The 26,361-nt window shown below is 54.1% G+C and carries 30 protein-coding genes and 1 tRNA gene; 19 read left to right on the top strand and 12 right to left on the bottom strand.

The features are described from left to right. Positions 1–69: 69 nt before the first annotated feature. On the bottom strand, positions 70–1,323 hold the full coding sequence (tyrS, locus tag TMES_RS15465; protein ID WP_085584145.1) for a tyrosine--tRNA ligase: 1,254 nt from the start codon (positions 1,321–1,323) through the stop codon (positions 70–72). Between the two features lie 311 nt (positions 1,324–1,634). On the opposite strand from tyrS, the gene TMES_RS15470 reads away from it, so the two are divergent. Beyond that, entirely contained in the window at positions 1,635–2,750 is a 1,116-nt protein-coding gene (locus tag TMES_RS15470; protein ID WP_085584147.1) for an anhydro-N-acetylmuramic acid kinase, read from the top strand. 65 nt (positions 2,751–2,815) lie between these two features. On the opposite strand, the gene TMES_RS15475 is transcribed toward TMES_RS15470, so the two are convergent. After that, positions 2,816–3,454, bottom strand: coding sequence for an alpha/beta hydrolase (locus tag TMES_RS15475; RefSeq protein WP_085584149.1), 639 nt, complete (start codon positions 3,452–3,454; stop codon positions 2,816–2,818). Between the two features lie 243 nt (positions 3,455–3,697). Between TMES_RS15475 and cysE the strand changes: the two genes are divergently transcribed. The 13 genes from cysE to TMES_RS15540 all read left to right on the top strand — a co-directional run bounded on the left by cysE (position 3,698) and on the right by TMES_RS15540 (position 14,284). After that, positions 3,698–4,432: a serine O-acetyltransferase gene (gene cysE / locus TMES_RS15480; RefSeq protein WP_085584151.1), complete on the top strand. Its 735-nt coding sequence runs from the start codon at positions 3,698–3,700 to the stop codon at positions 4,430–4,432. 103 nt (positions 4,433–4,535) lie between these two features. After that, positions 4,536–5,015 (top strand): Rrf2 family transcriptional regulator, encoded by a 480-nt coding sequence (locus TMES_RS15485; RefSeq protein WP_085584153.1) that lies wholly within the window; start codon positions 4,536–4,538, stop codon positions 5,013–5,015. Beyond that, positions 5,002–6,219 (top strand): cysteine desulfurase family protein, encoded by a 1,218-nt coding sequence (locus TMES_RS15490; RefSeq protein WP_342746317.1) that lies wholly within the window; start codon positions 5,002–5,004, stop codon positions 6,217–6,219. The genes TMES_RS15485 and TMES_RS15490 overlap by 14 nt, the downstream gene beginning before the upstream one ends. Before the next feature lie 24 nt (positions 6,220–6,243). After that, positions 6,244–7,467 carry an IscS subfamily cysteine desulfurase gene (locus TMES_RS15495; RefSeq protein WP_085584157.1) on the top strand — a complete coding sequence of 408 codons (1,224 nt, stop codon included), beginning with the start codon at positions 6,244–6,246 and terminating at the stop codon, positions 7,465–7,467. Positions 7,468–7,527: 60 nt separating this feature from the next. After that, a complete protein-coding gene (iscU, locus tag TMES_RS15500; RefSeq protein ID WP_085584159.1) occupies positions 7,528–7,932 on the top strand; it encodes a Fe-S cluster assembly scaffold IscU in 405 nt (134 codons plus the stop codon). 50 nt (positions 7,933–7,982) lie between these two features. Next, the gene (locus TMES_RS15505) at positions 7,983–8,324 is read left to right on the top strand and encodes a HesB/IscA family protein (RefSeq protein ID WP_085584161.1); all 342 of its coding nucleotides are present in this window, start codon (positions 7,983–7,985) and stop codon (positions 8,322–8,324) included. A gap of 202 nt (positions 8,325–8,526) precedes the next feature. Then, entirely contained in the window at positions 8,527–9,168 is a 642-nt protein-coding gene (gene hscB / locus TMES_RS15510; RefSeq protein WP_085584163.1) for a Fe-S protein assembly co-chaperone HscB, read from the top strand. Between the two features lie 23 nt (positions 9,169–9,191). Then, positions 9,192–11,105, top strand: a complete 1,914-nt coding sequence (gene hscA / locus TMES_RS15515) for a Fe-S protein assembly chaperone HscA (protein WP_085584165.1) — start codon at positions 9,192–9,194, stop codon at positions 11,103–11,105. A 115-nt stretch (positions 11,106–11,220) separates the two neighbouring features. Beyond that, entirely contained in the window at positions 11,221–11,556 is a 336-nt protein-coding gene (locus tag TMES_RS15520) for a ferredoxin family 2Fe-2S iron-sulfur cluster binding protein (RefSeq protein ID WP_085584290.1), read from the top strand. A gap of 47 nt (positions 11,557–11,603) precedes the next feature. After that, positions 11,604–11,801, top strand: coding sequence for a Fe-S cluster assembly protein IscX (gene iscX, locus TMES_RS15525; protein WP_085584167.1), 198 nt, complete (start codon positions 11,604–11,606; stop codon positions 11,799–11,801). Positions 11,802–11,942: 141 nt separating this feature from the next. Then, positions 11,943–12,647, top strand: coding sequence for a thiaminase II (gene tenA, locus TMES_RS15530; protein WP_085584168.1), 705 nt, complete (start codon positions 11,943–11,945; stop codon positions 12,645–12,647). A gap of 132 nt (positions 12,648–12,779) precedes the next feature. Continuing rightward, positions 12,780–13,964: a tRNA 2-thiouridine(34) synthase MnmA gene (mnmA, locus tag TMES_RS15535; protein WP_085584169.1), complete on the top strand. Its 1,185-nt coding sequence runs from the start codon at positions 12,780–12,782 to the stop codon at positions 13,962–13,964. A 243-nt stretch (positions 13,965–14,207) separates the two neighbouring features. Beyond that, a tRNA-Met gene (locus TMES_RS15540) sits at positions 14,208–14,284 on the top strand. Positions 14,285–14,359: 75 nt separating this feature from the next. On the opposite strand, the gene TMES_RS15545 is transcribed toward TMES_RS15540, so the two are convergent. Further along, positions 14,360–14,770: a TIR domain-containing protein gene (locus TMES_RS15545; protein ID WP_085584171.1), complete on the bottom strand. Its 411-nt coding sequence runs from the start codon at positions 14,768–14,770 to the stop codon at positions 14,360–14,362. A gap of 90 nt (positions 14,771–14,860) precedes the next feature. On the opposite strand from TMES_RS15545, the gene TMES_RS15550 reads away from it, so the two are divergent. After that, a complete protein-coding gene (locus tag TMES_RS15550) occupies positions 14,861–16,102 on the top strand; it encodes a TRAFs-binding domain-containing protein (RefSeq protein WP_245835476.1) in 1,242 nt (413 codons plus the stop codon). 135 nt (positions 16,103–16,237) lie between these two features. Here TMES_RS15550 and TMES_RS15555 read toward each other — a convergent pair whose 3' ends face one another. Next, the gene (locus TMES_RS15555; RefSeq protein ID WP_085584173.1) at positions 16,238–16,561 is read right to left on the bottom strand and encodes a HigA family addiction module antitoxin; all 324 of its coding nucleotides are present in this window, start codon (positions 16,559–16,561) and stop codon (positions 16,238–16,240) included. 73 nt (positions 16,562–16,634) lie between these two features. Then, complete coding sequence (locus TMES_RS15560) at positions 16,635–16,844, bottom strand: hypothetical protein (RefSeq protein WP_245835477.1); 210 nt, start codon at positions 16,842–16,844, stop codon at positions 16,635–16,637. A 222-nt stretch (positions 16,845–17,066) separates the two neighbouring features. Between TMES_RS15560 and TMES_RS15565 the strand changes: the two genes are divergently transcribed. Further along, positions 17,067–17,354 (top strand): hypothetical protein, encoded by a 288-nt coding sequence (locus TMES_RS15565; RefSeq protein WP_085584175.1) that lies wholly within the window; start codon positions 17,067–17,069, stop codon positions 17,352–17,354. A gap of 53 nt (positions 17,355–17,407) precedes the next feature. Here the strand turns inward: TMES_RS15565 and TMES_RS15570 are convergent, their stop codons facing one another. Further along, positions 17,408–18,331, bottom strand: coding sequence for an AraC family transcriptional regulator (locus TMES_RS15570; RefSeq protein WP_085584177.1), 924 nt, complete (start codon positions 18,329–18,331; stop codon positions 17,408–17,410). Between the two features lie 141 nt (positions 18,332–18,472). Between TMES_RS15570 and TMES_RS15575 the strand changes: the two genes are divergently transcribed. Further along, positions 18,473–19,357, top strand: a complete 885-nt coding sequence (locus TMES_RS15575; protein ID WP_085584178.1) for an SDR family oxidoreductase — start codon at positions 18,473–18,475, stop codon at positions 19,355–19,357. Between the two features lie 131 nt (positions 19,358–19,488). On the opposite strand, the gene TMES_RS15580 is transcribed toward TMES_RS15575, so the two are convergent. Then, entirely contained in the window at positions 19,489–20,442 is a 954-nt protein-coding gene (locus TMES_RS15580; protein WP_085584180.1) for a LysR substrate-binding domain-containing protein, read from the bottom strand. A gap of 100 nt (positions 20,443–20,542) precedes the next feature. Between TMES_RS15580 and TMES_RS15585 the strand changes: the two genes are divergently transcribed. Continuing rightward, positions 20,543–20,815, top strand: coding sequence for a hypothetical protein (locus TMES_RS15585; protein ID WP_085584182.1), 273 nt, complete (start codon positions 20,543–20,545; stop codon positions 20,813–20,815). A 105-nt stretch (positions 20,816–20,920) separates the two neighbouring features. Here the strand turns inward: TMES_RS15585 and TMES_RS15590 are convergent, their stop codons facing one another. The 5 genes from TMES_RS15590 to TMES_RS15610 all read right to left on the bottom strand — a co-directional run bounded on the left by TMES_RS15590 (position 20,921) and on the right by TMES_RS15610 (position 25,155). Further along, positions 20,921–21,133 carry an alkylphosphonate utilization protein gene (locus TMES_RS15590; RefSeq protein ID WP_085584184.1) on the bottom strand — a complete coding sequence of 71 codons (213 nt, stop codon included), beginning with the start codon at positions 21,131–21,133 and terminating at the stop codon, positions 20,921–20,923. A gap of 248 nt (positions 21,134–21,381) precedes the next feature. Further along, the gene (locus TMES_RS15595) at positions 21,382–22,446 is read right to left on the bottom strand and encodes an EAL domain-containing protein (protein ID WP_085584186.1); all 1,065 of its coding nucleotides are present in this window, start codon (positions 22,444–22,446) and stop codon (positions 21,382–21,384) included. A gap of 179 nt (positions 22,447–22,625) precedes the next feature. Then, on the bottom strand, positions 22,626–23,669 hold the full coding sequence (locus TMES_RS15600; protein ID WP_085584188.1) for an EamA family transporter: 1,044 nt from the start codon (positions 23,667–23,669) through the stop codon (positions 22,626–22,628). A 162-nt stretch (positions 23,670–23,831) separates the two neighbouring features. Beyond that, positions 23,832–24,119: a DUF1127 domain-containing protein gene (locus TMES_RS15605; protein ID WP_085584190.1), complete on the bottom strand. Its 288-nt coding sequence runs from the start codon at positions 24,117–24,119 to the stop codon at positions 23,832–23,834. A gap of 127 nt (positions 24,120–24,246) precedes the next feature. Next, complete coding sequence (locus TMES_RS15610; protein WP_085584192.1) at positions 24,247–25,155, bottom strand: DMT family transporter; 909 nt, start codon at positions 25,153–25,155, stop codon at positions 24,247–24,249. 213 nt (positions 25,156–25,368) lie between these two features. Here TMES_RS15610 and TMES_RS15620 point away from each other — a divergent pair, with 213 nt between their 5' ends. Further along, the gene (locus TMES_RS15620; RefSeq protein WP_085584196.1) at positions 25,369–26,322 is read left to right on the top strand and encodes an AraC family transcriptional regulator; all 954 of its coding nucleotides are present in this window, start codon (positions 25,369–25,371) and stop codon (positions 26,320–26,322) included. The last annotated feature ends 39 nt before the right edge of the window (positions 26,323–26,361 follow it).

The following is a 26,361-nucleotide window of genomic DNA, read 5'->3' on the forward strand; positions in this document are numbered from 1 at the left end:
GCAAACAAAAACGCTCCGGCATGACATACCGGAGCGTTTTTTTGTTTTGATTTGGTCGCCGTGGCCCGATCAGATCGCGCGGATCAGAACATGGCGTTTTTTACCGGCCGATAGTTTGATCACGCCGGTGTCATCAATTGCCGACGCGGTAATGACCAGATTTTCGTCATCGACCTTTTCGTCGTTGATTTTGGCACCGCCGCCTTTAACCAGGCGACGGGCTTCGCCACCGGTTTTGGCCAGTTCGGCCCGGCGAAACAGATCAAACGCCGGGATGCCTTCATCAAGATCAGCCTTGGCAATTTCGATGGTTGGCAGGCTGTCGGCCAAAACGCCTTCTTCAAACGTTTTGCGCGCGGTTTCTGCTGCGGCATGGGCGGCGTCTTCGCCCCGGCACAGTTTCACCGCTTCAAATGCCAGAATTTTTTTGGCGTCATTAATCGCGGCACCCTCAAATTTGGCGTAGTCCGCAATCTGTTCCATCGGCAGTTCGGTGAACAGCTTCATGAATTTGATCACGTCGGCATCTTCGGTGTTGCGCCAGAACTGGTAATAATCATAGGCCGACAGGCGTTCTTCATTCAGCCAGATCGCACCTGATGCGGTTTTGCCCATTTTGCCACCCGATGCGGTGGTGATCAGCGGTGTGGTCAGGCCATACAGGGCGGCGTTATCAACCCGGCGGCCCAGTTCAACACCGTTCACGATATTGCCCCACTGGTCCGACCCGCCCATTTGCAAAACGCAGCCATATTTGCGCGCCAGTTCGACAAAGTCGTAGGCCTGCAAAATCATGTAGTTGAATTCAAGAAAACTGAGCGACTGTTCACGTTCCAGACGGATTTTGACGGACTCAAAGCTCAGCATGCGGTTGACCGAAAAGTGACGGCCAAAATCGCGCAGGAAGCTGATGTAATTGATGGTATCAAGCCAGTCGGCATTGTTGACCATGATGGCGTCGGTCGGGCCGTCGCCAAAGGTCAGGAATTTTTCAAAAATCTTGCGAATGCCAGCCATATTTCCGGCGATGATGTCGTCGGTCAGAACCGGGCGGGCATCGTCGCGGCCGGTGGGGTCGCCAACGCGGGTGGTGCCGCCGCCCATCAGGACAATCGGCTTATGCCCGCATTTTTGCAGCCAGCGCAGCATCATAATCGAGACGAGCGATCCAACATGCAGGCTGTCTGCGGTGCAATCATAACCCACATAGCACACCACCTTTTTTTCTGACGCATAGGCATCAAGGCCTTCGTTATCAGTGCATTGGTGGATGTAACCGCGTTCGTTCATGACGCGGAGAAAATCAGACTTCAGGTCAGTCATTGTTTTTCGCTATGTTATGGTGTGATTGTCAAATACGAAGCAGTCTGGCGGTAAGGCCGGGCCGCGGGCGATGATTTAACACAAAAGCGTTGAAAACAGCAATCATCGCGCGCCGACATGCCGGTTAAATTCGCCAATGTGCCGCCCCGGATGATTTTACGCCCTGATACCCGGCGTTGGCGGACCGGTTATGGGATGTTAAACAGTTTGCGCGAACAATGCTGCCCGGTACGAAAAAAACCGGGTTAAAATTTTGGTGCCAGAGCGGGTGCAATTAAAACAAGTTCTGTCGAGCGTGTCGGAGGCTGATCATGCAGGGTAACCAGGTTAAGGCAATTGGATTGATGAGTGGCACCTCGCTGGACGGGGTCGATGCCGCCATTCTGGAAACCGATGGTGAAAATGTGCGCCGGACCGGCCATTTTGTGACCGTTCCCTATGATCCGGCCTTGCGCCAGCGTATTCGGGGCTGTTTTGGCAACCTTGTGGCCGATGACGCCGAAAATGACGTTGCCGACGATATCACCGATGTGCATGTGGATGCTGTTAACCTGCTGCTGGCCCAAAGCGGGTATCAGGCGCGCGATATCGAGGTGATCGGTTTTCACGGGCAAACCGTTTTTCATGACCCCGCGCGCCAGATTACCCGCCAAATCGGTAATCCTGCCCGGTTAGCACAGGCTTTATCGGTTCCGGTGGTGGCCGATTTTCGCCTTGAGGATGTTGCACGCGGCGGCGAAGGTGCGCCTTTGGCCCCGGTTTATCATGGGGCGTTACTGCGCGGCGCACAGGTTGAATTTCCGGTTGCCATTCTTAACATTGGCGGCGTGTCGAATGTGACATGGGTGGGCGACGACCGGGAATTGCTGGCATTTGATTGCGGGCCGGGCAATGCGCGGCTGGATGACTGGGTTTTGCGCCATACCGGGCGTGATTTTGACCATAATGGCGCGCTTGCGGCCTCCGGCCAAAGCGACGCGATGGTCGAGGTGGAATTTCTGAAAAATCCTTATTTTGACCGGGTGCCGCCAAAATCGCTGGATCGTGAAGACATGGCTCGCTCGATTGACGATTTGATCATGGATGCCGGGCTTAATGTCGCCAATGGTGCGGCAACGCTGGCGGGCTGCACTGTTGCCAGTATTGTGGCGGCGGTGAACCATTTGCCGATAGCCCCAAAACAGTGGTTCGTTTGCGGCGGCGGGCGGCATAACGGCCACGTTATGGCGCAGTTACAAGCGCGGCTGAATGTTCCGGTGACATCGGTCGATATGTTGTCATGGGACGGCGACGCGGTGGAGGCGGAATGTTTTGCCTTTTTGGCCGTGCGTCATTTGTGCCAGTTGCCGCTAAGCTTTCCAGGAACCACCGGTGTTAAGGCCCCCTGTTTTGGCGGGCGTTTGTATCACACAAAAAAAGCCGCCTGAAAAATTCAGGCAGCCATTTTGTTCGAGCAATTTTCCTGGAACACAGAAAATCGTTTTAGCGCGGTTTAAGCGCCGCGCTTGTCGAGATAGGATGATGTCTGGCGAACCACTTCTTCTTGCTGTTTGGCAAAATAGTGGTCGGCACCTTCAACCAGGCACATGCTGACTTCGATGCCTTTTTGCGAATTCAGCTTGTCGCCAAGCTTGGTCACCGAACTTAGCGGTACATTTTCATCACGAGTCCCGTGAATAATAATGCCGGAAGACGGGCAGGGTGCCAAAAAGGTAAAGTCATAATCGCTGGCGGGGGCGGCAATTGAGATAAAACCGTCAATTTCCGGACGGCGCATCAAAAGCTGCATCCCGATCCAGGCGCCAAACGAATACCCCGCCACCCAGGTTGAGCGCGAATTGGTATTATAGGTTTGCATCCAGTCAAGGGCGGACGCCGCATCGGACAGTTCGCCGATGCCGTGATCGTACACGCCTTGCGAACGACCAACGCCGCGGAAATTGAACCGCATGACAGAATAACCGCGGTCTTTGAACATGTTAAACAGGTTAAAGCACAACTTGTTATTCATGGTCCCGCCTTGTTGCGGGTGCGGATGTAGAATCAGCGCGATAGGCGAATTGTCGGCGCCGTTATGATGATAGCGCCCTTCAAGGCGCCCTTCGGGGCCGTTAAAAATGACCTCAGGCATGGATCAGACAGCTCCTGTCCGCGAATGTGTGTGCAGTAGGAAGAATATACCCGAGTGTTTTTGTGTGTTTTTCGTTCTGCTGGCATAAATTGCTTGGGGCAAATACTTGACCACGTTACTCGGTTATCCTATATTTCGGTCAACCGGACAGCCATAGCGACGCTTGTTGCGCCTAGCGCGACGATGTGCCGATACGGGCGGTTGCCGGAAATCGAAGCTACTTATTACACAGGGGACTGCCCCATGTTCAAGATAATTCGCCATGAAATAGACGCGATGATCGCCCGCGATCCCGCCGCACGGTCCCGTTTGGAGGTCGTTCTGACCTATCCGTCGTTTCATGCGATCATGGGTTACCGTGTGACCAATTGGCTGTGGAAGCGTGGTTTTCGGGTTACGGCGCGGTTCATTTCGCAAATTTTCCGCTGGCTGACCGGGATCGAAATTCACCCCGGCGCCACGATTGGCAAACGTTTTTTTATTGATCACGGCATGGGCGTTGTTATTGGTGAAACCGCCGAAATCGGCGATGACGTTACCTTGTACCAAGGTGTCACGCTGGGCGGGACTGCGCCAAGTGTCGATAGCGACGGCCAGCGCGGACTGAAACGCCACCCGACACTGGAAGACGGTGTGATTGTTGGTTCGGGCGCACAAATTCTAGGCCCGTTCACGGTGCGCCGTAATGCGCGCATTGGCGGCAATGCCGTTGTGCTGGCCGAAGTCCCGGAAGGGGCAACGGTTGTGGGCATTCCCGCAAAAATCGTGCGTCGTGAAAAAGACGACCGCTTTTGTGCCTATGGCACCCCGGTTGGCGATTTGCCCGACCCGATTGCCCGCGCGCTTGAAGATCTGTCGCGCGAAGTACAGGGATTGCGCCAGCGGGTGGTTGAGCTTGAAGGTGAACAACAGCACGGCAGCGGGCAGGTACCCGCGAGCGTGCCGGAAAAGCCGCGCATTGTGGCAACGTCCGAATAAACATTGCAATAGTCGGGTCTGTTCGAACGCCGTTTTACGGCACACTGAAATCGAAAGTCTGAATATTGCCTGACAAGGCGATACGCAGACAGGAGGACACACTGTGAAGTTAAGTACGAAAGGCCGCTATGCGGTGATGGCGATGGTGGACCTGGCTGATAGCGGCCGGGATCGCCCGGTTGCCCTTGCCGACATTGCCGAGCGTCAGGAAATTTCGCTGTCCTATCTGGAACAACTGTTTGGCAAACTGCGCAAGGGCGGACTTGTTCGCTCGGTGCGCGGCCCGGGCGGGGGGTATATGCTGGCGCGGACCGCGCAGGAAACCCGCATTGCCGATGTTATTCTGGCGGTGGACGAACCCATTCGCGCAACGCGCTGCAAGTCAGGCTCGCCCAAGGGCTGCAAGGCCGACAAGGGCCGTTGCCTGACCCATGAATTGTGGGAAGAACTGGGCAACCAGATTTATCTTTACCTGTCGTCGGTCAGCTTGGCCGATGTGGTTGACCGTCGCATATCGGGCGTGGGCCGGATGTTTGACCGCCGGACAACCCAGGTTCACGAGCCGCAAGTTGCCGCGCAATAACGCCACATCAAAGCCGTGCCGGTTTAACCGGAACCGATTAACCCAAAGCCCCGAGAAACCAGTTAAAGACGTGATGAAACAGCCGGTTTACCTAGATTATAATGCCAGTGCGCCGATAAACGCCGCCGCCCGTGATGCGGTGGTGGCGGCACTTGACGTTGCCGGAAATCCGTCGTCGGTGCATGGGGCCGGGCGCGAGGCGCGCAAGATTGTTGACCGTGCCCGCCGCCAGGTGGCCGACATGGTGGCCGGGGATGCCGAGCGGGTTATTTTCACCAGCGGCGGCACCGAAGCCAATAATCTGGCCCTGAACGGGTTGGAAAATGTGGTGGTGCTGACCAGTGCGATTGAACATCCATCGGTGATTGAAGCGCGCAGTGATGCGCGGCGCATTTCGGTGGATGCAAACGGGGTCATTGACCTTGGCGCACTTGAAGACATGTTAAGGGTATGCCGCGATGCCGGTGAAAAAGTACTGGTATCGGTCATGCTGGCAAATAACGAAACCGGTGTGATCCAGCCTGTGGCGCAGGCCGCTTTGCTGGCCCGCGAATATGGTGCCAAAATCCATTGTGATGCGGTGCAGGCTGTGGGGCGTGTGCCGGTCGATATGGGCCGCCTTTTGGTCGATATGGTTTCGGTCTCCGCCCACAAAATTGGCGGACCCAAGGGAATTGGTGCCCTGATCATTGCACCTGGTGTGATGCTGGTGCCGCAAATTCGCGGCGGTGGGCAGGAAAAATATCGCCGTGGCGGGACCGAAAATGTTGCCGGGATTGCCGGTTTCGGGGCCGCTGCCGCGCTGGTTGATGCAAAATTGACCAATGCAGACGAGATAACCGCCAAACGGGACCGTTTGGAAAACGAAATTCTGGCGTTCGCGCCAGAAGTGGTGATCGCAAGCCGCGATACCGCGCGCCTTGGCAATACCAGTTGCCTGATCCTGCCCGGCATGCCCGGCGAAACGCAGGTGATGACAATGGACCTGGCCGGGGTGGCAATCAGTTCGGGATCGGCCTGTTCATCGGGCAAGGTTCGCGAAAGCCACGTCTTGAAGGAAATGGGTGTTGCAGAACCGGGATCGGCCATTCGGGTCAGTCTGGGGCCTGAAACAACCAACGACGAGATCGATATGTTTATCCGTGTTTGGAGCCGGATGCGGGGCAATGCGGAGCGCAAAAAACTCGCGCGCAATGCTGCCTGAGAAAATGAGTGAGGATACCTAAAAATGAACGAGCTTAAAGCAAAGCCGATCTATCTGGACTATCAGGCGACAACGCCGACCGACCCGCGTGTCGTTGATGCAATGCTGCCTTATTTTTATGAGAAATTCGGTAATGCCCACTCGCGGAACCATTCGTTCGGCTGGGAAGCAGAAGACGCCATTGAACTTGCCCGTGGACAGGTTGCCACCATTATTGGTGCATCACCCAAGGAGGTTATCTTTACCTCGGGTGCGACCGAGTCAAACAACCTTGCGCTTAAAGGCGTGATGAAGTTTTACGGCAAGAAAAAACCGCACATGATCACCACTGTGACCGAACATAAATGTGTTCTCGACAGTGCGCGCCACCTGGAACAGGAAGGCTACAAGGTTACGTACCTGCCGGTTCAGAAGAACGGTATGGTTGACCTTGAAACGTTGAAAGCCGCCATCACCGATGAAACCGCACTGGTTTCGATCATGGCGGTTCACAACGAAATCGGTGTTATTCAGCCGCTTAAGGAAATTGGCGAGATTTGCCGCGAACGCGGTGTTTTCTTCCATTGCGATGCGGCCCAGGCTGTTGGCAAAATTCCGCTTGATGTCAATGACATGAAAATCGACCTGATGTCGATTTCCGGGCACAAGCTGTATGGCCCGAAAGGCGTTGGTGCATTGTTTGTGCGTCGTCGTCCGCGGGTACGTGTTGTGGCACAGATCACCGGTGGTGGTCAGGAACGCGGCATGCGCTCCGGCACCTTGCCGACCCCGCTGATCGTTGGTTTTGGCAAGGCGTGTGACATTGCGCTTAACGAAATGGCCGAAGAAAACGCCCGCATCATGGAACTGCGTAACTATACGCTGAAGCGTTTCCGTGATCGTCTGGAAGACATTTACCTGAACGGTGACGAAGAAAACCGTGTTGCGGGTAACCTCAATATCTCGTTTGCCTATGTCGAGGGTGAAAGCCTTTTGATGGGCATCAAGAACATTGCGGTTTCGTCTGGTTCGGCCTGTACCTCGGCGTCGCTGGAGCCATCTTATGTGCTGCGCGCCCTGGGCGTGGACGAAGAACTGGCCCATACGTCGTTGCGTATCGGTATTGGCCGTTTCACCACCCGCGAGGAACTGGACCAGGCTATCGATGCGATCTGCAATGAAGTTGAACGTCTGCGCGAAATGAGCCCGCTTTGGGAAATGGCGCAGGAAGGCATCGACATTAAATCCATCGAGTGGGCCGAGCATTAATCGCCCGCCATACTATATAATAATCAGAGAGACACAGGACTTCTTAGGAGGGTTCAAACCATGGCCTATAGCGAAAAGCTTCTTGATCATTACGAAAACCCGCGCAATGTCGGTTCGTTTGATAAAAACGAAAGCACTGTCGGGACCGGCCTTGTTGGCGCACCGGCATGTGGCGATGTTATGAAACTGCAAATTCGTGTTTCCGCCGAAGGAATAATTGAAGATGCAAAATTCAAAACCTTTGGTTGCGGTTCGGCAATTGCGTCAAGCTCGTTGATTACGGAATGGGTCAAAGGCAAGACCATTGCCGAAGCGGGCGCGATTAAAAACTCGCAGATCGCCGAGGAACTGGCGTTGCCGCCGGTCAAGATCCATTGCTCTATTTTGGCAGAAGATGCCATCAAGGCAGCGATCAGCGATTACAACACCAAAAACGGCAAAGCCGCGGCTGAAGCGGCTGAATAAGCTGCTTTGCCCTGATAATCGCATGATTATCCGAAGACAAGGAGACCAGGATGGCATTACCGTCGCCAATTAATGTAACACCCAGTGCCCTTGATCATATCAAGGCATTGCTTGATAGCCGCGGCAAACCGTCTGCCGGGATTCGTCTTGGCGTGCGCAGCAAGGGTTGTTCGGGTTTGTCATACACGCTGGAATACGCCGATGATGAAAGCGGGTTTGACGAAATCGTCCAGCTTGATGACGGCGTGAAGCTGATGATCGACCCCAAGGCAATCATGTTTGTGCTGGGTACCGAGATGGATTATTCGGTCGACACAATGGAAGAAGGTTTCGTGTTTCGCAATCCCAATGAAAAGGGTCGTTGCGGGTGCGGGGAATCCTTCCACGTTTGATGCCGCCGGTTTCCGGCCCTGATCTTGTCGATGGCCCCGGTGCTTGTCACCGGGGCCATCCCTTGATGGCACATGTTTAACCGGCCATCTGAAATGTCGACTGGGGGCAATTGCCCCAGGATGGCAGGTGGGACAGGGCGGAAATAACCCGGGCGATTTTGCCCCGTCTGATGAATGTGTTGAATAATACAGGCCTGAAAAGATGATGAATGCTGCGTCAAAAAACACCGATGCCACTGGCAACGGCAACAAAACCTGCTGGTCCTGCAAGGGGCCGGTCGATGCTGTTGCGCTGTTTTGCGATACTTGCGGGGCCATTCAGGCGCCGGGCCAGCTTGATCATTTTGCCCGGTTTGGTATTGCGCGTGATTTTAATGTCGATATCGATGCCATTGAAACGCAATATTTAAAGCAGCAGCAGGCTTTGCACCCGGACCGTTTCGCAACGAAATCGGCCCGTGAAAAAGCCCTGTCGCAACAACAGGCAGCCAGCCTGAACGACGCCTTTGAAACCCTGAAAAACCCGGTATCGCGCGCCGTATATATGTTGCGCATGGCCGGGGTGGAACCCGAAGGCGGCGAAGGACAAACGGTAAATGACCCGGCATTGCTGATGGAAGCAATGGAAATGCGCGAGGCGCTGGACGATGCCGGGGACCGTGCGCAAATTGACGCGATTATTCGCGATGTGCGCAAAACAGCGCGCGATTGTGAAAATGAAGTTGCGACCGCGATTAATGGCGGGGCCTATGATGCGGCCCGCAAGTTAACCACGCGGTTGCGTTATCTGTTAAAAATGGCGCAGGAAGCGCGGGCCAAAAAGGCACGCTTGGCTGCGGCCTGATATATTAAAACGGATTGAATTTTATGGCTTTGCTGACCATCCACGAACCCGGACAAACCCCGCTTCCCCACGAGGAAGAACGTAAACTGGCGGTCGGGATCGATCTGGGCACAACCAATTCGGTCGTGGCGATGTCGCGCGACGAAAAATCCGAAGTTTTGCGCAACCCCGATGGCGGGTCGGCGATTGTGCCTTCTGTTGTGCATTATGCCAGCGATGGCACCGTTACCGTGGGCGAAGCCGCCCGCGATTTGATCGACAGCCAGGCAAGCCAGGTGGTGTCCTCGGTCAAACGGCTGATGGGCCGTGGCCTTGAGGATGTGAAATCGGTTGCGGGCACGTTGCCTTACCATGTTGAAATTCCCGATGCCCCAACGGGCGATGACGCCGCCAGCGCCGGGCCGCAAATGGTGCGCCTTAACGTTGGCAACCGGGTATTAACCCCGGTTGAAGTCTCTGCCGATATTTTGCGCGCCCTTAAGGCCCGTGCCGAAGCCGCCCTTGAACAGGATGTGGACCACGCTGTTATTACGGTTCCGGCCTATTTCGATGATGCGGCGCGCACGGCAACCAAGGATGCCGCCAAACTGGCCGGGATCGAGGTTTTGCGTCTGGTCAATGAACCAACTGCAGCGGCTTTGGCCTATGGCCTTGATAACGGGGCCGAAGGGCTATATGCGGTTTATGATCTGGGCGGGGGTACGTTTGATATCTCGCTTTTGAAAATGCAAAAGGGTGTTTTCCAGGTTAAATCAACCGGCGGCGATGCGGCCCTTGGCGGCGATGATTTTGACCACGCCATTGTCGAGAATATTCTGGCGGCACGTAAAGCGGATGGCATTGACGACACCATTGATGCCTCGGCGGCCAAGCGCCTGTTAAAGGTCGCCCGGGCGATCAAGGAAGCGCTGACCGCGCGCGATCAGGTCGATGTTGCGGTTGATATCAACGACAGCGAAACCACGCACAGCATCACCCGCGCCGGGTTTGATGCTATGATCGTGAAGATGGTTGAGCGCACGGTGTCGATCACCGAACAGGTGCTTGATGATGCCGATGTGCTGCCCGAAGACATAAAGGGTGTTGTGCTGGTGGGCGGGTCCACCCGTGTGCCTGCGGTGCGCGCGGCTGTTGCGTCCTTGTTCGGGCAAGAACCGCTTTCCAATATCGACCCCGACGAAGTGGTTGCCGTGGGTGCTGCCCTTCAGGCCGAAGCCCTGACCGGTGGATCGGATAACCTGTTGCTGGACGTTATTCCGCTGTCGCTGGGTCTTGAGACCATGGGCGGGATTGTTGAAAAAGTTGTTGATCGCAACACGCCCATTCCGGTTGCCAAGGGCCAGGAATTTACCACCTATCAGGATGGCCAGAATGCCATGATGATCCATGTGGTGCAGGGCGAGCGCGAAATGGTTGATCAATGCCGCTCGCTTGCGCGGTTTGTGCTTTCGGGTATTCCGCCAATGGCGGCGGGGGCAGCGCGCATTCGTGTGGAATTTCAGGTGGATGCGGATGGTTTGTTAACCGTTTCAGCCCGCGAAGAAACCACCGGGATTGAGCAGGAAGTAGCAGTTAAGCCCACCTATGGCATTAACGAAATCGATATGGCCAACATGCTGCGCGACAGCATGGTCAACGCCCGTGGCGACATGGAATTGCGCCTGTTGACCGAGGCGCGCGTGGAAGCACGGCGTAATATTCTGGCGGTACAGGCCGCGATGAAGGCTGATGCCGAATTGCTCGACGAGGGTGATAAAAACACCATTGCCGCCGCGATTGCCGAGCTGGAAGCCGCCATGCAGGGCGATGACCGCCAGATTATCAATGATCTGGCCGAGGCCCTTGAGACAGCATCGCGCCCGTTTGCCGAAAAACGCATGGACCGTGGCATTCGTCGCGCCCTTGCGGGCCAAAATGTGAACAGTGTTCGCACCTGACAGGGTGCTGATGAATTGACAAATCAGTCCGCTGCGGCGATTGTCCCGACACATCGCTTAAGCGGGTTAATTAACAGAGATCGAAACAGAATTTAATGCGAGGAGAATGGCGCAGATGCCCAAGATCGTTTTTGTAGAACCTGACGGTACGGAAAAAGAATTCGAGGTCGCCGACGGGTTGTCCGTTCTTGAAGCGGCGCATAAAAACGGCATCGATCTGGAAGGTGCATGCGAAGGCTCGCTGGCATGCTCGACCTGCCATGTTGTTGTTGAAGGCGACTGGTTCGACAAGCTCGAAGAACCCAGCGAAGACGAAGAAGACATGCTTGATCTGGCCTTCGGCCTGACCGAGACCTCGCGTCTGGGTTGCCAGATTATCATGAGCGAAGAGCTTGATGGTTTGCGTGTCAAGCTGCCGTCAGCAACGCGCAACATGATGGTTGATAAATAATCTGGCCTGTAACCGCCGGGCCTTTTCACCCGAAAAAGGGGACGACGATGCGCTGGACAGATACAATCGATATCGCGATCGAACTTGAAGAAACCCATCCGGATGCCGATAACGTGCATCTGCGCTTTACCGATTTGCATAAATGGGTTTGCGCGCTGCCGGGTTTCGACGATGATCCCGAAGCATCGAATGAAAAGATCCTTGAGGCCATTCAAATGGCCTGGATCGACGAACGCGAAGACTGATTGCGGGGCTATCCTTTGCCGCGCCCTGTGGCGGGGCAGGGGATGGACAACGCCATCTATCGCCAGATCAAGGACCAGCCCCGCCAACGCGGGCTGGTCTGATCTGTTTTTAGCCTTGCCGTAAGCAGTGGAGCCATTGGCATGACCCGCAGCCCTGATTTTACCGACATTATTCCTGCCGACAGCCTGTTTGGGCGGTTGCGCGCCAATGCGCCCGATGTCTGGAACAGTTATGTCGATCATGAATTTGTCCGCAAGCTGGGCGATGGCACCCTGCCCGAAGAATGTTTTCGTCATTATCTCGTTCAGGATTACCTGTTTCTCATCCAGTTTGCCCGGGCTTATGCGCTGGCGGTGTATAAAGCCGGTGATCTGACTGCGATGCGCCAATATTCCAAAACCGTTTCGGCGATTTTGGACATGGAAATGAGCCTGCATCTGGATTTCTGCAACAGCTGGGATTTGACTGAAAACGATATCGTCAGCCAGCCGGAATCGCGCGCCACGGTGGGCTATACCCGCTATGTGCTGGAAAAGGGCCATCAGGGCGATATTATCGACCTGCATGTGGCTGTGATGCCTTGTATGGTGGGATATGCCGAAATCGCAAACCGGTTGATGGCACGTTCTGATACAAGGCTGGAGGGTAATCCGTATCGGGCGTGGATTGAAATGTATGCCTCGGACGATTTCCAGAATGTAGCCAAGGCCGAAATCACCTTGCTTGATATGTTGGCGAGCCAACGCGGGGCCGATGGCCGCATGGATGATTTAACCCGGACCTTTACCATGGCCAGCCGCCTTGAAGCCGATTTTTGGCAAATGGGCCTTGATCTGGCAAAATAGGCGACCATGCCCCATATAGGGCGCAGATATACAGCGATGGCGTGGTCAACGCGCCATTAAAATACCTGATCAGAGATCGACACAATCTGGTCGCCATCGCCTTGACCGATGGTGGGCCAAGGGAATTTGACGATGAACAGTCTAGGAATAGACAAGGCCCCCGAAGATACCCGCGTGGTTGTTGCCATGTCGGGCGGGGTGGATAGCTCGGCTGCGGCCGCCCTTTTGAAATCAGAAGGTTACGATGTGGTCGGGATCACGTTGCAGCTTTATGATATGGGGGCCAATGCGCCGTCACGCGCGAAATCGTGCTGTGCGGGACGCGATATTTATGACGCCCGCAAAGTGGCCGAGGATATCGACATTCCCTATTATGTGCTGGATTATGAAAGCCGTTTTCGGGAAGAAGTGATCGACGATTTTGCCGATAGCTATTTGCGCGGTGAAACGCCGATTCCCTGTGTAAAGTGCAATCAGACCGTCAAATTCCGCGATTTGCTGGAAACCGCCCATGATCTGGGCGCGGATTGCATGGCAACCGGCCATTATGTGCAGCGTAAACTGGCCGCCAATGGTCAGGCCGAACTGCACCGCGCGGCCGATGCCAACCGCGATCAAAGCTACTTTCTGTTTACCACCAAACAGGAACAGCTTGATTTTCTGCGTTTCCCGCTGGGCCATCTGACATCAAAGGCCGAAACCCGCGCCCTTGCTGCCCGGTTTGGCCTTGAGGTTGCCGATAAACCCGACAGCCAGGACATTTGTTTTGTGCCCGATGGCAAATATGCTCGTTTGGTGGAAAAACTGCGCCCCGAAGCCGGCGAACCCGGCCAGATCGTGGATATGGACGGCAATGTGATGGGCGATCATCGCGGGCTGATCCATTACACCGTCGGCCAGCGCCGGGGGCTTAACATTGGTGGCACGGCAGAACCGCTTTATGTGGTGAAACTGGTGCCTGAAACCCGTCAGGTCATTGTTGGCCCCAAATCAGCGCTGGCAAAACACAGCGTCTATGTCAAAGACCTTAACTGGCTGGGAGCGGCCGGGATTGACCCGGCCGGGATGGAGGTTGAAGTCAAACTGCGCTCCGCCATGGCACCGGCCACGGCAACGCTTTATCCGGTGGCCGATGCACCGGGGCACGCACGGATTGACCTGCATGCGCCGCAATTTGGCATCGCACCGGGGCAGGCCGGCGTGATCTATCAGGGCGATCGTGTTTTGGGGGGCGGCTGGATCAGCTCGCAGGAGCATCAGGTCGTTTCTGGCGATGCGCAGGCGACAACGGCCCGTGAAGCCATTAGTGCGGCCTGACCCCCGTTTAAAACGATCTGTGACCGTTTCCGTCTTTGCCTGGTCTTTCTGCCTTTGGGGCAGTGCCAGGCAAGGCGGGAACATCGTCACCACAGGCCGTATTCTCAAGGCTTTGTGCCACTTGTGATTTTGGCGGACGCTTTTTTGACAAAAACGTCAAAAAGGCGCTTGACGGGGGCGGTTCCCTGACGTAAAAACCGCCCCGTTCCGCACGCTACGGAACATCGAAAAACCAAGCCATATGGCGGAGTAGCTCAGTCGGTTAGAGCAGCGGAATCATAATCCGCGTGTCGGGGGTTCGAGTCCCTCCTCCGCTACCAATTTAAAAGCCCGGTCCGATTGGATCGGGCTTTTGTTTTGGCAGATATGACAGAGCCTTTGTGTTCATTTATGACTCATAACGCTATTTTTCGAATTCCAGCTACTATTGATGCTGTTGACCAATTTACAACCTCAGTAGCGGCCGACTGAACAGCAAGTGGCATTGTTTTTGCGCCTCGCGGGCGAACTCCTAATATTGGTTTACCCATCCGTATTGCCTCATTTATCTCATATTGTAACCACTCACTGTGATTGATGTACATTCCACCAATTATAATAATTGCTTGAGCTGGTGATATTTGTTGAGTCAATTCTTTTTTTAGTTCAGCCTTAGCCATTTTGTCAAAAGCTTTATCTTCCGGCACAGAGTAATTAGTATAATTAAAATTAGAGGCTGTATCCAGCAGGCTTATCATGCTCGTATAGCGTTCGCTGTATTTCCAAGAATGGCTGATAAATAGCTGATATTTCGTTAGCGCGGGCATGTTTTTTCCTCTGAAAAGTTTTTGATTGGTGTCTTTCTTCTATATCATGCTATCGTATTAAAGTGTTTTATTGAAGAGGTTTTATGTCCAATGGGGGATAATTTGTCGAGCGAACAAAAAATATGCTTTGTGATAATGGGTTTTGGAAGAAAAACGGACTATGAACTTGGCCGTACTTTGGATCTTGACGCGACGTATGAAGCAATTATCCAGCCTGCAGTAGAAGATAATAATATGCGTTGTGTTCGTGCAAACGAAATTTTGCATTCTGGCATAATAGATCAAAGAATGTATGAAATGCTCTTGCGTGCTGATCTTGTTATCGCCGATATTTCAACGGGAAATGTAAATGCCGTTTACGAACTCGGCGTCAGACACGCACTTCGCCCTTATTCTACGATAGTAATGAAAGAGAGGGTAGGGCAGATTCATTTTGATCTGAACCATATAAACATTTTCCCATATGATCATATGGGAGACGACATAGGTTCTAGAGAGCAGAAGCGTGCATCATCTGACTTGCGGGCGTTGATTGCAGGTGTAATGCAAGAATCTGAAACAGATAGTCCTGTTTATACATGTTTTCCTCATTTAACACAGCCTACTCTTACTAAAGAAGAGTTCGAGGATCTAGTAGATGCAGTAGAGAACGTAGGGGATAAATTTTCAACGCTATTAAACTCTTTCGAGGATTTTTCTCGTTTGTCGAATCATGACAGTGCAGTAACAACTCTTAAAAATTTGTTGGAAATGAAGCCAGATGACCACTATTTGATCCAACAACTTGCTTTGCATACATATAAATCAGAAAAACCGAACAAGGTTTTGGCGCTTACTGACGCTTTGAGCCTTATCATGGTTTTGAATCCAGATAATTCTAACGATCCGGAAACTTTGGGTATTACAGGGGCAATATATAAGAATTTATGGCTTGCACACAATGAGCGTGGATACCTTGATCGAGCAATAAAATTCTATGAGCGGGGTTTTGATGTTCGACGAGACTATTATAATGGCGAAAATGCTGCAAATTGCTATCAATTTCGGAGTTGTATTCAGGAAGTTGATGACGAAAGAATGTTTGACCGAATGTCTGCAATGAAAATCAGGAAAGAAATAGTGAGTAGACTGAATGAAATCGTCATAAGTAAGGATTTTGAGGACAGATCAGACAAGAGGTGGATATATGCTACACTCTCTAATTCTCATTTGGCTCTTGGTGATCAGGAGAAATTTAAAGAATTTGCGAGTCGCTTTTTTGAGTGCAATCCATTTGATTGGGAAAAGAAAACTTTCTGCAAGACGGTAAAAAGGATTCGTGCGATGGTTTAGATGCTTGCCCACTAAAAAAGTTGTGTGGGTAAAAGTCTTTTGCGATCAACAGGGGGAGCCAAGGAAAAGCCGAGTTTGCTATCCTTAAGATACTTAAAGCTGAATTTTGTTTTCCCAGATTTTTGTTTTTGGCAACTACACCATAGCCAGCGTCGCCGGATACACATTGGCAGGTTGCCAGTTTGCTGTTTCCTGCTCGGCGTCCCACGCATCAATTTTGGCCTGTAAGTTCACCCAGAATTGTGTCGTCGTTTCCAGCACCTTGGCGATTTTTGCCGCAAGGGTGCTGTCGATCCGGGCATGACCATTTACGATCTGGCTGAGATGTTTGGTGCTGATGCCAAGGTCGGATGCAAGGACCGTCTGGGTGATGCCGCGTGGCACCAGATAATGTTCGCGCAATATCTTACCCGGATGGGTGGGGCGACGATTACGGCGCAGCGGTGTGTCGTTTTGCATCAATGATAATCCTCGAAAGCAAGGACAGTAACGTCTGTTCCGTCCCATTTGAAAGTGATGCACCAGTTTCCGGTCACATGCATGGCATATTGATCTTTGCGGGTGCCTTTAATTTAAGGGCATGAAAATCCTTTACGCCCATGCAATCTTTGATATCGGTAATGCTATCAAGATGATCGAGGATCAGGATCGCATTTTCGTGGAGCTGCCTGCCAATGTGTTTCGTCGCGCCATTTTCGAAAAGCGCGCGCAGTCCTTTGTCTTTTATCGCAATCAACGCCATGCCGAATCCTTTGGGCATTACCAAAACGGTAAACATATGTCCATTCGGGCGCAACTTTATAGCTAACAGTTTGGTATGTCGTTAATTTATAGTTGTTTGGAGGCGGTGTCTGTAGGGGAGGGTGCGTCGTTGGCAGTTTGCAAAAGTTGCGGTTATTCATCTGGACTTTACGCCGGGTGCTGCCTATCACTACGTCACCACGATATGACATGAGGTTCTGGCATGAGCGATGACAATCCGACCTTTGGCCCGATGGCATGGACACCTGCGCGCTGTGTGTTGTGGGAAAGCCTGAACACTGCCGAACGCAAGGAGCTGGAAGATATTGTTGCCAAGGGCAGCAGTGTGCAGATACCAGCCAAATTCATGGCGCAATATGAAGCGGCAAAAGGCAAAGAGAAAAAGGTTGCGATCTCGCAGGATGTGCTGGATTGCATGCGGCGGATTGGCTGGACCGATGCCGTGATTGAAAGTGTTTACGGGCCATATTCGAAGGAAAAGTCGGTCTGATTGGGCACAGCATGCGTGGCTGTTTTGCCAGATCAACGCATGCGCTTTGCGCTTTAGGCCGCGGCATTCACGCGCAACTGGCTATATTGGCGCGGGGAACAGCCCATTTCGCGTTTGAACGCGGTGCTAAACGCACTTTCTGACTCGTATCCCAAAGCCAAGGCAATAACCGAAACCGGATCGCGCGACGTACCCAGCCGCTCGCCCGCCAGAAGCATGCGCCATTGGGTTAAATAGGCCATCGGGCTTTTACCAACGCGGTCCTTGAATTTGGCGGCAAAGGCAGAGCGCGACATGCCAGCATGGCTTGCCAGTGCCTCCACCGTCCAGGGATGGGCCGGGGCGTTATGAATGGCACCAATGGCCGTGCCGATTTGTTTGTCGGCAAGGGCGAAAAACCAACCGGTGCCACCTGATGATGTATCAAGGTGCTGGCGCAGGGCCTGAACCAGCATCATATGCGCCAGATTTTGCAAAACCAGCGTGCTGCCCGGTTCGTTTTTGCGCATTTCTTCCATCATCCGTTCAACCGAATGGCGCAGGGCAAAAGTTTCGCCGTGGTCGCGAATATGGACAATGGGCGGCAGCATCGCCAATAACAGGTCGGCCTGATGACCATCAAGGGTGAATCGGCTGCTGAGAACCAGGCAGTCGCCGCCGCCATTTTGCGTGCGAATATGGCCAAAGCTGCGGTTGGCGGCAAAAAAATCGAAGGCGTTGACTGGTTCGACATTCAGATCACTGCCCATCAAAAATGCACGGCCATGCGGCAGCAAAAAACAGTCGCCGGTTTGCAAATGCACGGGGTCTGCTACCCCGTCAATCGCCAGCCAGCAATCACCCGAAACCACAGCGCCGGTTTTTATACCCTTGCCCATACCGGGGAACTGAATGGCCCATGGCCCGGCTATATCGATCCCGGCGGACATGTAGCTTTTGGGTTTTAACAGCGCGAGAACGTCGGATAACGGGTCCATAATATCCTCTTTTGGACGACGGCGAATATAATGCAGAGTTTAGCGCATAGTTCGTCCGCGCGCCATCGCCTATTATGCATAAAGCAGGGCAAGCAATTGCCCGGACAATGAACAATGTTGAGTGCGAGGCAGGAGAATATAATGCGGGTATTTGTAACAGGAGCGACGGGCTTTGTGGGGTCTGCCGTGGTGCAGGAATTGCTGAGCGCCGGGCATGATGTGCTGGGCATGGTGCGGTCCGATGCATCGGCGCAGCTATTGGCAAAAACCGATGCGGTGGTGCATCGTGGCGATGTGACGGACCTTGATAGTTTGCGGGCCGGGGTTGAGGGGTGTGACGCCGTTATTCACACTGCCTTTAATCATGATTTTTCCAAATTTGCTGAAAACTGCGAAAATGACCGCCATGCCATTACGGCAATGGGCGAGGTGCTGGCGGGCTCCACCCGGCCAATGATTGTGACATCGGGCATTGGCTTGCTGGCATCTAACGGGGTGGTAGACGAGGATACCAAGGTTAACGATGCATCGCCGCGTGCGGGCTCGGAACATGCGACGCGGGCCTTGATGGATAAAGGAGTTAAGGCATCACTGATGCGGTTGCCGCCGTCGGTTCATGGCAAGGGGGATCATGGTTTTGTGCCGATCCTGATTGGTATGGCGCGCGAAAAGGGCATGGCGGCCTATATCGGCGACGGGCAAAATTCCTGGTCTGCGGTGCATCGTTTTGATGCAGCAAAGGCCTATCGCCTGGCGATTGAAACCGGCGATGGTTTGCCGGTCTATCATCCCGTGGGCGAAAGCAACATTCCGTTCAAGGACATTGCAACGGCAATTGGCGCAGGCCTGAACCTGCCGGTGAAAAGTGTTTCGGGTGACGAAATTGGCGAATATTTCACATGGTTCAGCCATTTTGCCGCGATCAACCTTCGCGCATCAAATGCAAAGACCTGCCAAAATCTGGGTTGGCAGCCAACAGGCCCCGGTTTGCGAGATGATATGCGGAACAGCGATTATTTTGCCTGATAATCGTAAATGACAATCAAGGGTCGGTGGGCCGGAGGTGCCTGAGAAGCCGGTGGGTGGGTGATGGCACGTCGCGGCTCCGCCGTGATGTGCCAGACCAGCCTGCCGGGCCTTGGGTTTTGGCGCAAAAATCAGGCAAACAGGCGCATGCCGCGTTCGGCAATGGTTTTAAACCCGGCCACCACATGTTCGGCAAGGGCATCTTCCACCGGGCCGGACCCTTCGCGTTTGGCAAGGGTCATGCGGTATTCGCCGAGATCGGGCAGGCCATGGGCATGGCTTAAATGAACCAGATCATCGGAAATAACGCTGATCGGCAGCGGTGCAATCGCAAGGTCGGCCCGCACGGCGGCGATCTGGGCCTGGCAAAATTCGCTGGTATAGGCAATGCGGTAATTCAGCCCTGCATCGTCAAGCGATTTAAGCGCCATCGCCCGCCAGTAACAGCCCGGTTCGGCCAGTGCCACGGGCAGCGGGCGTTTGTCGCGCGCAGTACCATTGCGCGCGCCCAGCCAGACCAGCGGTTCAACATGAATGGGGCTTTGGCTGTCAAGCTCGGCATTGAAACTGAAAATCGCAATATCAAGCTCGCCCGCGGCAATGCGCTTGCGCAGGCTAAGCGTGGGGCCAAGGTGAACATCGACCTCGACATGGGGATGAGTGGCGGCAAAGCGATGCAAAATTTCGGGCATGGCGACGATGCCGTTATCGTTGGGCGCGCCCAGCCGAACCCGCCCTTGAAATTGCGGGTTCAGAAATTTTGAAAAGGCTTCGTCATTGAGCCGCAGCAACCGGCGCGCATACCCCAGCAGCATTTCGCCATCGCTGGTCATGCGGACTTTGCGGGTTTCGCGGTAAAAAAGCTCGCGTCCGACCATTTCTTCAAGTTTTTTAACCTGAAGGCTGATCGCCGATGCACTGCGATGGACCTGTTGGGCTGCGCGCGAGAAATTGCCGGTTTCACAAATGGCAACAAAGGTGCGCGCCAGATCAAGATCCAGACTGGGCAGGGTTGGAAGCTGCGCCGGGGAGTGAGACGGGGACGGGGTCTGAGACGGGGTCCGGGGTTGGGGCAGAGCAGACATCACCTTATCCTTTTGAGTTTTCCTCATAGATAAGGTTAGATCTTCTCGTTTGTTTAATCAATAGCGGTGCGGCATGGTGGTTGAAACACAGGAGGTTTTAATGACCAGTTCGACGTTAAGTGCGCAAAATACGGCCCGTAGCACCCGCGATAACAACACCCGTTTTGGCCGCATCTTCGTGTGGCTGGGGCGGTTTTATAATGCCTGTCAAGCCAACCGTCTGGACCGGATAAAGATCCGCCAGATTGAACGGCTTGATGACATGGTCCGGGGGGATGTGACCGGCCTGACGCGAGAACAACTCGACATCGCCTTGCGCCTGCCCGCTGCGATGGCGCGCCGCGAAATTGCCCGCAAAATGCGGGGCGGATGAGTGTTATTTCAACAGCAAAAAAGTGCCGGAAACAAAAAGGACGACCGTGCGCAGGTTTAACGGCTGCGCGGGTCGTCCTGTTCTGGCTGAAAACCTGAAGGCAGGTCAGGCTTTTTTCAGAAATTCGGTCTTCAAGACGATAGTGGTTTTGCCGTTGCGGCATTCCACTTCGCTGTCCTTGTTGGTCAGCCGGACGTTTTTCATCACGGTGCCACGTTTCAGGGTGGTCGAGGTGCCCTTAACTTTCAGATCTTTGATCAGGGTAACGGAATCGCCGTCGTTTAATTCCGTGCCATTGCTGTCTTGTACGTCGCTCATCGGGTCCTCGTGCGGTGCGGCCGGTGTTTTGCGGGCCGGTTGAAAGGCAAATAATGCTTCGGGTTGCGCGGTTTATAACGGGTGCGGGTTGTTTTGGGGAATAAAACTGCCCCTTGTGCGCAAATTACCCGATGATGCGTCTATAGCGAAAAGCACAGGCAATTGATTTGTTCTAAAACAAAAGGGCCTTTCAATTGGAAAAGCCCCTTACGTTTTGATGGCGTGCACAATGGCAGATTGCCCGATATTTATGCTGCTGCCTCAAACCGCTTTGCTGCCGGACGACCTAACAAAAATCCCTGAACAAAGTCGACGCCTCGGTCGATCAGGAAATCAAGTTCCTGCTGGCGTTCAATGCCTTCGGCAACCACTTCGATGCCAATCTGTTTGGCAAGGTCGATCAGCTTGCTGACGATGGCCTGTTTGTAAATGTCCTGATCAACGCCATCAATAAGCTCGCGGTCGATTTTGATAATGTCGGGGCGTAATTGTGACAGCATATTCAATGTCGAATAGCCCGATCCGACATCATCAAGGGCGACGCGAAAACCTGACGCGCGGTAGGATTCTAAAATCCCGCGCAAATGACTGACACTGCTGACCTTGTCGGTTTCGATGACCTCGAACACCACCTTGCTACGATCAAACCCGCATTCATTCACCACCTGAATGGTGGATCGCAAGCAGGAATTTGGGTCGTAAATCGAGGACGGTGTGAAATTGATAAAGACATTGTCAATTCCGGCGGCAAAGGCATTGCGCACATTGGCCGCACGCGCTGCACGATCCAGCTGAAACAGCAAATCGGCCGATTTCGCCGCGCCAAACAATCGGTCGGGCGATATCATGCCGCCTTCATCATCCACCGCGCGGATCAGGCATTCATGGGCATGGGGAACCGAAAGGTTGTCGATGGCAAAAATAGGCTGAAAAACCGAGCGTAAGCGGTTTTTGCGTAAAACGCCGGTTAACCAGCTGGCACCGATGCGGGCATGAAGGGCATCAAGCGAGGTGGCCCGGCTGAAATCGTCAATTCCCGGTGCGGTCGGGCTGTCCATGATCAGGGCTTTGGTATTGGCGGCTTCTTCGGGTTGTAAAACATCAAGCACGGATTGCACCAGATCGGCCAGCCCGTCTTGCGGAAAATCGGTATGGAGGGTCGACAGGCTGTCGCTGGCGGTGACCTGATGCCCGATCTTGCGAATTTGCGCAATGACCTTGCCCGCCGAATGTTTTACCGGCGGCCATAAATAAAGCCGTCCTTCGCGGGGCAAAGGCAGGGGCAAGACGTCGCATTTTTCGCATTCAGTCACAAAATTCTCCGTGCCGGATTGTACGGATCCAGACCAGGCCGGTTATGCGAGGTGGCTGAATCGGTCATGAGGATATGATGGAGAAATATCATGCGCGTGGCAGGGCCTGTCAACCATTGGGGCCGTGCGAATGCAACAGGGCGTGGTTGCAAAAGTGCCGCGAGGCATTGTGCAGCGGGCTATCGCGTTAGCGATTTGCCAAGGTGGCGCAGCCCGGCCAAGGGCCGACCATCAATGATGGCAAGGCCCACGCCAATGATCAGCATCCCGGCAATGTCGTTGGCCGCAAGCGCCTCGCCAAGAAAGAAAAACCCCAGCAAAATTGCGCTGACCGGAATAAGGAACGTCACCAGTGCCAGGTTGCTGGCCCCTGCACGGCGCAGCAACTTGAAATACAGGATATAGGCCAGCGCGGTGCTAACGCTGGCAATTCCCACGACGGCCAGCCATGTTGGCAGGGTGGGAAAGGGCAATGTCCACGGCGCATCAACCAGACACACAAGGGGAACCAGCATCAGGCTGCTTGCGGTGGTTTGGCCCGCGGCGGTTACAATCGGCGGGGTGTTTTTAAACCGGCGGCCAAAAACACCGGCACAGCCATAGGAAAGTGCCGCAATTAACACCGCAAATGGCGCAATCGCGGCAAGCGATAATCCTTCATCGCCGGGAATATTTGCTGCCGGGTTTATCGCGCCCAATGCCGGAATGCCGGTAACAATTAAAACACCGATAAAACCGGTAACCACACCGGTGATCTTGCGGGCCGACAGTTTTTCGTTATCGGTGGCGATATGGGCAATCAGCAGGGTAAAAAGCGGTGTTGTCGCGTTTAAAATGGCGGCAAGGCCGCTGGCGATATAGGTTTGGCTCCAGACGATCAGGGAAAAGGGCACCAGGTTGTTTAACAGCCCCATGATCAAAAAACTGATCCAGATTGCGCGTGATCGCGGCAATTGAATGCGGCGCGCGGCAATCACCAGCCATAAAATAACCGATGCCAGCGCCACCCGGGCCAGCACCAGCGTAAAAGGTGGCAAATCGCGCAGGGCAATTTCGGTAAAGAAAAATGATCCGCCCCATAACAGCGATAACACCAGCAAAATAGCCCAGCTGACGCCATCCATCTTTGGCCCGGCGGCGGCTGTTGCATGTTGTGCCGGTAATGGTGCCGGGCCGGGTGCGGTGGCGTTATGTGTGGGGGCAGGTATTATCGGTTTGGTCATGGGGGCTCCGGCATGTTGGGAAGCATTTGTTGGCGCGGAGCATAGGTGGTTTGTCCCTTACTGGCTCGCCATATTCGGACTCTGTCATTTTATTGTCATTGCGGTCCGTGCCGCGCCGCGTTCGCGCCATAGCAACGATAAAACATCGCTTGGCAAAACGGGTTAGATCATCCAGTGCGGATGCGAATGGCGCGCGCGGGCATAATAATCTCCCCGTGGGCGCAAACCGATATCGGCAAGCTGATGATCGGTCATGTCTTTGATGGCGAGGGGGCGTTTTTTCACGCTAAGGCGGCGTGTCAAGCGGTCGAAAAAGCGGTTTAGAGCGTGCAGGAATCCGCCCATGTGCTTTTGCCGGCTGTCGGCATTTGCTCGGGTTTGGAAAGCCGGTTCTGGCGGCAGGGATGTTTGGCAAATACTGGATTTTTCAGCAACAGCGACGGGGGCCATTTTGGGTTCCTTCCGGCATATGCAAGCGCCAGATCGGCGGGCTTGCGGTTATGCCGGAAGGATATGGTTTTAAAATTCGCACTGCTCGCCATCTTCGGACGTCACGGTTAGGTCGCTGTGGGAGCCGTTATTGGGCAATGCGCGGGGCAGCTTCTTTGCGGTTGCGGGTCGGAAAGCGGGCGAAAATGGTGATGTTTCCCAGCAAAATCAGGGCCAGGCCCGCCGCCCCGGTGGCCGTCCAGACATACCCTTCGAGAAAGGTTGAAACCGTTAAGGCGACAACGGGAAACAACACCGTGACATAGGCGGCCTTGCCCGCCCCCACCCGGTTAACCAGTGCCAGATAGGCCAGAAACGCAACGATAGAGCCGGGAATGGCCAGATAAAGCAGCCCGCCGATATAATAAGGGTCGGTCGGCAGCACGAGCGTTTCGCCGCGAATAAAGGAAAACACCAGCAACAATGCCGCGCCATAGGCCATGCCGCGCACCACGGCATCGCGGGTGGGAACGCCCATTTTATGCAGTTTGACCGATACCATATTGCCTGATGCAAAAACTGCGGTTCCACCAAGGGCGCAGGCCATGCCGGTGATGGCGGCGGCATTGTGCGATAATGTGGCCAGTTGGTTGGCAAACAAACAGACAATACCGCCCAGCCCCAAAACCGCCCCGCCAACAAAGCGCCAGCCGGGACGCTGGCCGTAAAATACCCAGTTACCCAATGCGTTAAAGATGGTGGATGTGGTGAATAAAACCGCGATGATGCCACTGGCGATGTAGGAGGACGCCGTGTACATCAAGATAAAATTGATGCCAAACAAGCCACAACCCAGCAGAAATATCCACGGATGGGCGCGCCACGGCACCGGCCTGATCCGCCCGGTAATCGCCATGCCCGCCGCCAGCACCAGGGCAGCCAGACCAAAACGGTAGAAAATTGAAATTTCAATCGGTATGGAACCGATCTGTAATTTGATCGCATACCAGGTAAATCCCCAGCACAGGGTCACAATGGCAAACAGGGCGGCGGTCATGGCGGCAACTTTCGCAAAATCATTGGGGGCCGGTGTTATAGCCGTGATTGGCGGGCGCGGCTTTCACGATATTGCGGTGTTTTTCACAATCTTGCGCAAAAACGCATTGGCAACGCACCGGGGCAGAGGGAAGGCTGGTCAAACAGGGCATGGCAATGCAAATATGATAATCTGGATAGATATCCCCGCTTTTGCCAAGGCATTTTGCATTAAATGACGATACAGCGTTACCAGCATTATACCGTTTATAACGAATTGAAACGTGATGCCGATCTGGTGTCGGTGGGCGATTTTGGCGATGCCATTTCGGCCGCACACTGGCGGCGCAATGTGCATGTGCACAGCCGCTATGAAAACCCCGATCACCATACGCTAAGCCTGTATTTAGCCGGCGGCACCGGTATTTCGCGCCAGCAGGGCCGCGTACCGTTATCTGGTGGCGGGCCGGGGCGGGTTTGTATCATGCCTGCCCATATATCGTCAGACTGGATGGTGCGCGGCCAGGTGGAGCTGTTTCATTTATACATTCCGGTCGCCGCATGGAACCGCGCGGTTATTGAAACCCTGGATGTTGACCCCGCCGGGATAGAACTGGCCGAAAAAATCTTTTGTCTGGACCCGGCGGTCGAGCAAATGGTGCGAGATGTGATTTTGCCGCTGGACTGGAATGCCCCGGCGGACCGGTTGGTAATGTCGTCGGCCGGGCATTGGCTGTTGGGGCATTTGTTAGCACAATATACCGTGCAGCGCCCGAATGTGACAGGGGTGCGCGGTGGGCTTTCGGGTGTGGTGCGCCGCCGGGTTGTTGACTATATTGCCGCCAATCTGGAACAGGCGATTACGCTTGATGAGCTGGCAAGCATTGCCGGGTTATCGGTTTTTCATTTTTCGCGCATGTTTCGGGCCACTCTGGGCGAGGCCCCGCATCAGTTTGTATTGCGCCAGCGGATTTTGCAGGCGCGTGCCATGCTGGGCGACGGGGGCCGCGCCCTTGCCGATATTGCCCATGCGTGCGGTTTTTCCAGTCAGGCGCATTTAACCACGCGCTTTGGCAATATTGTGGGCGTGTCCCCGGCGCGCTATCGCCAGATTATAACCGACGACACGTTTTGCGGGCCGGACGCGATAGAAAGCCGGATGCGCCATTTTGCAAAAACCGGCACCTGATCGGTAAAATGCCCAACTAGGGGGCGGGCCGGTTTCGCG

Origin of the sequence: Thalassospira mesophila (genome assembly GCF_002115755.1) — a bacterium.
GTDB classification, from domain to species: domain Bacteria; phylum Pseudomonadota; class Alphaproteobacteria; order Rhodospirillales; family Thalassospiraceae; genus Thalassospira; species Thalassospira mesophila.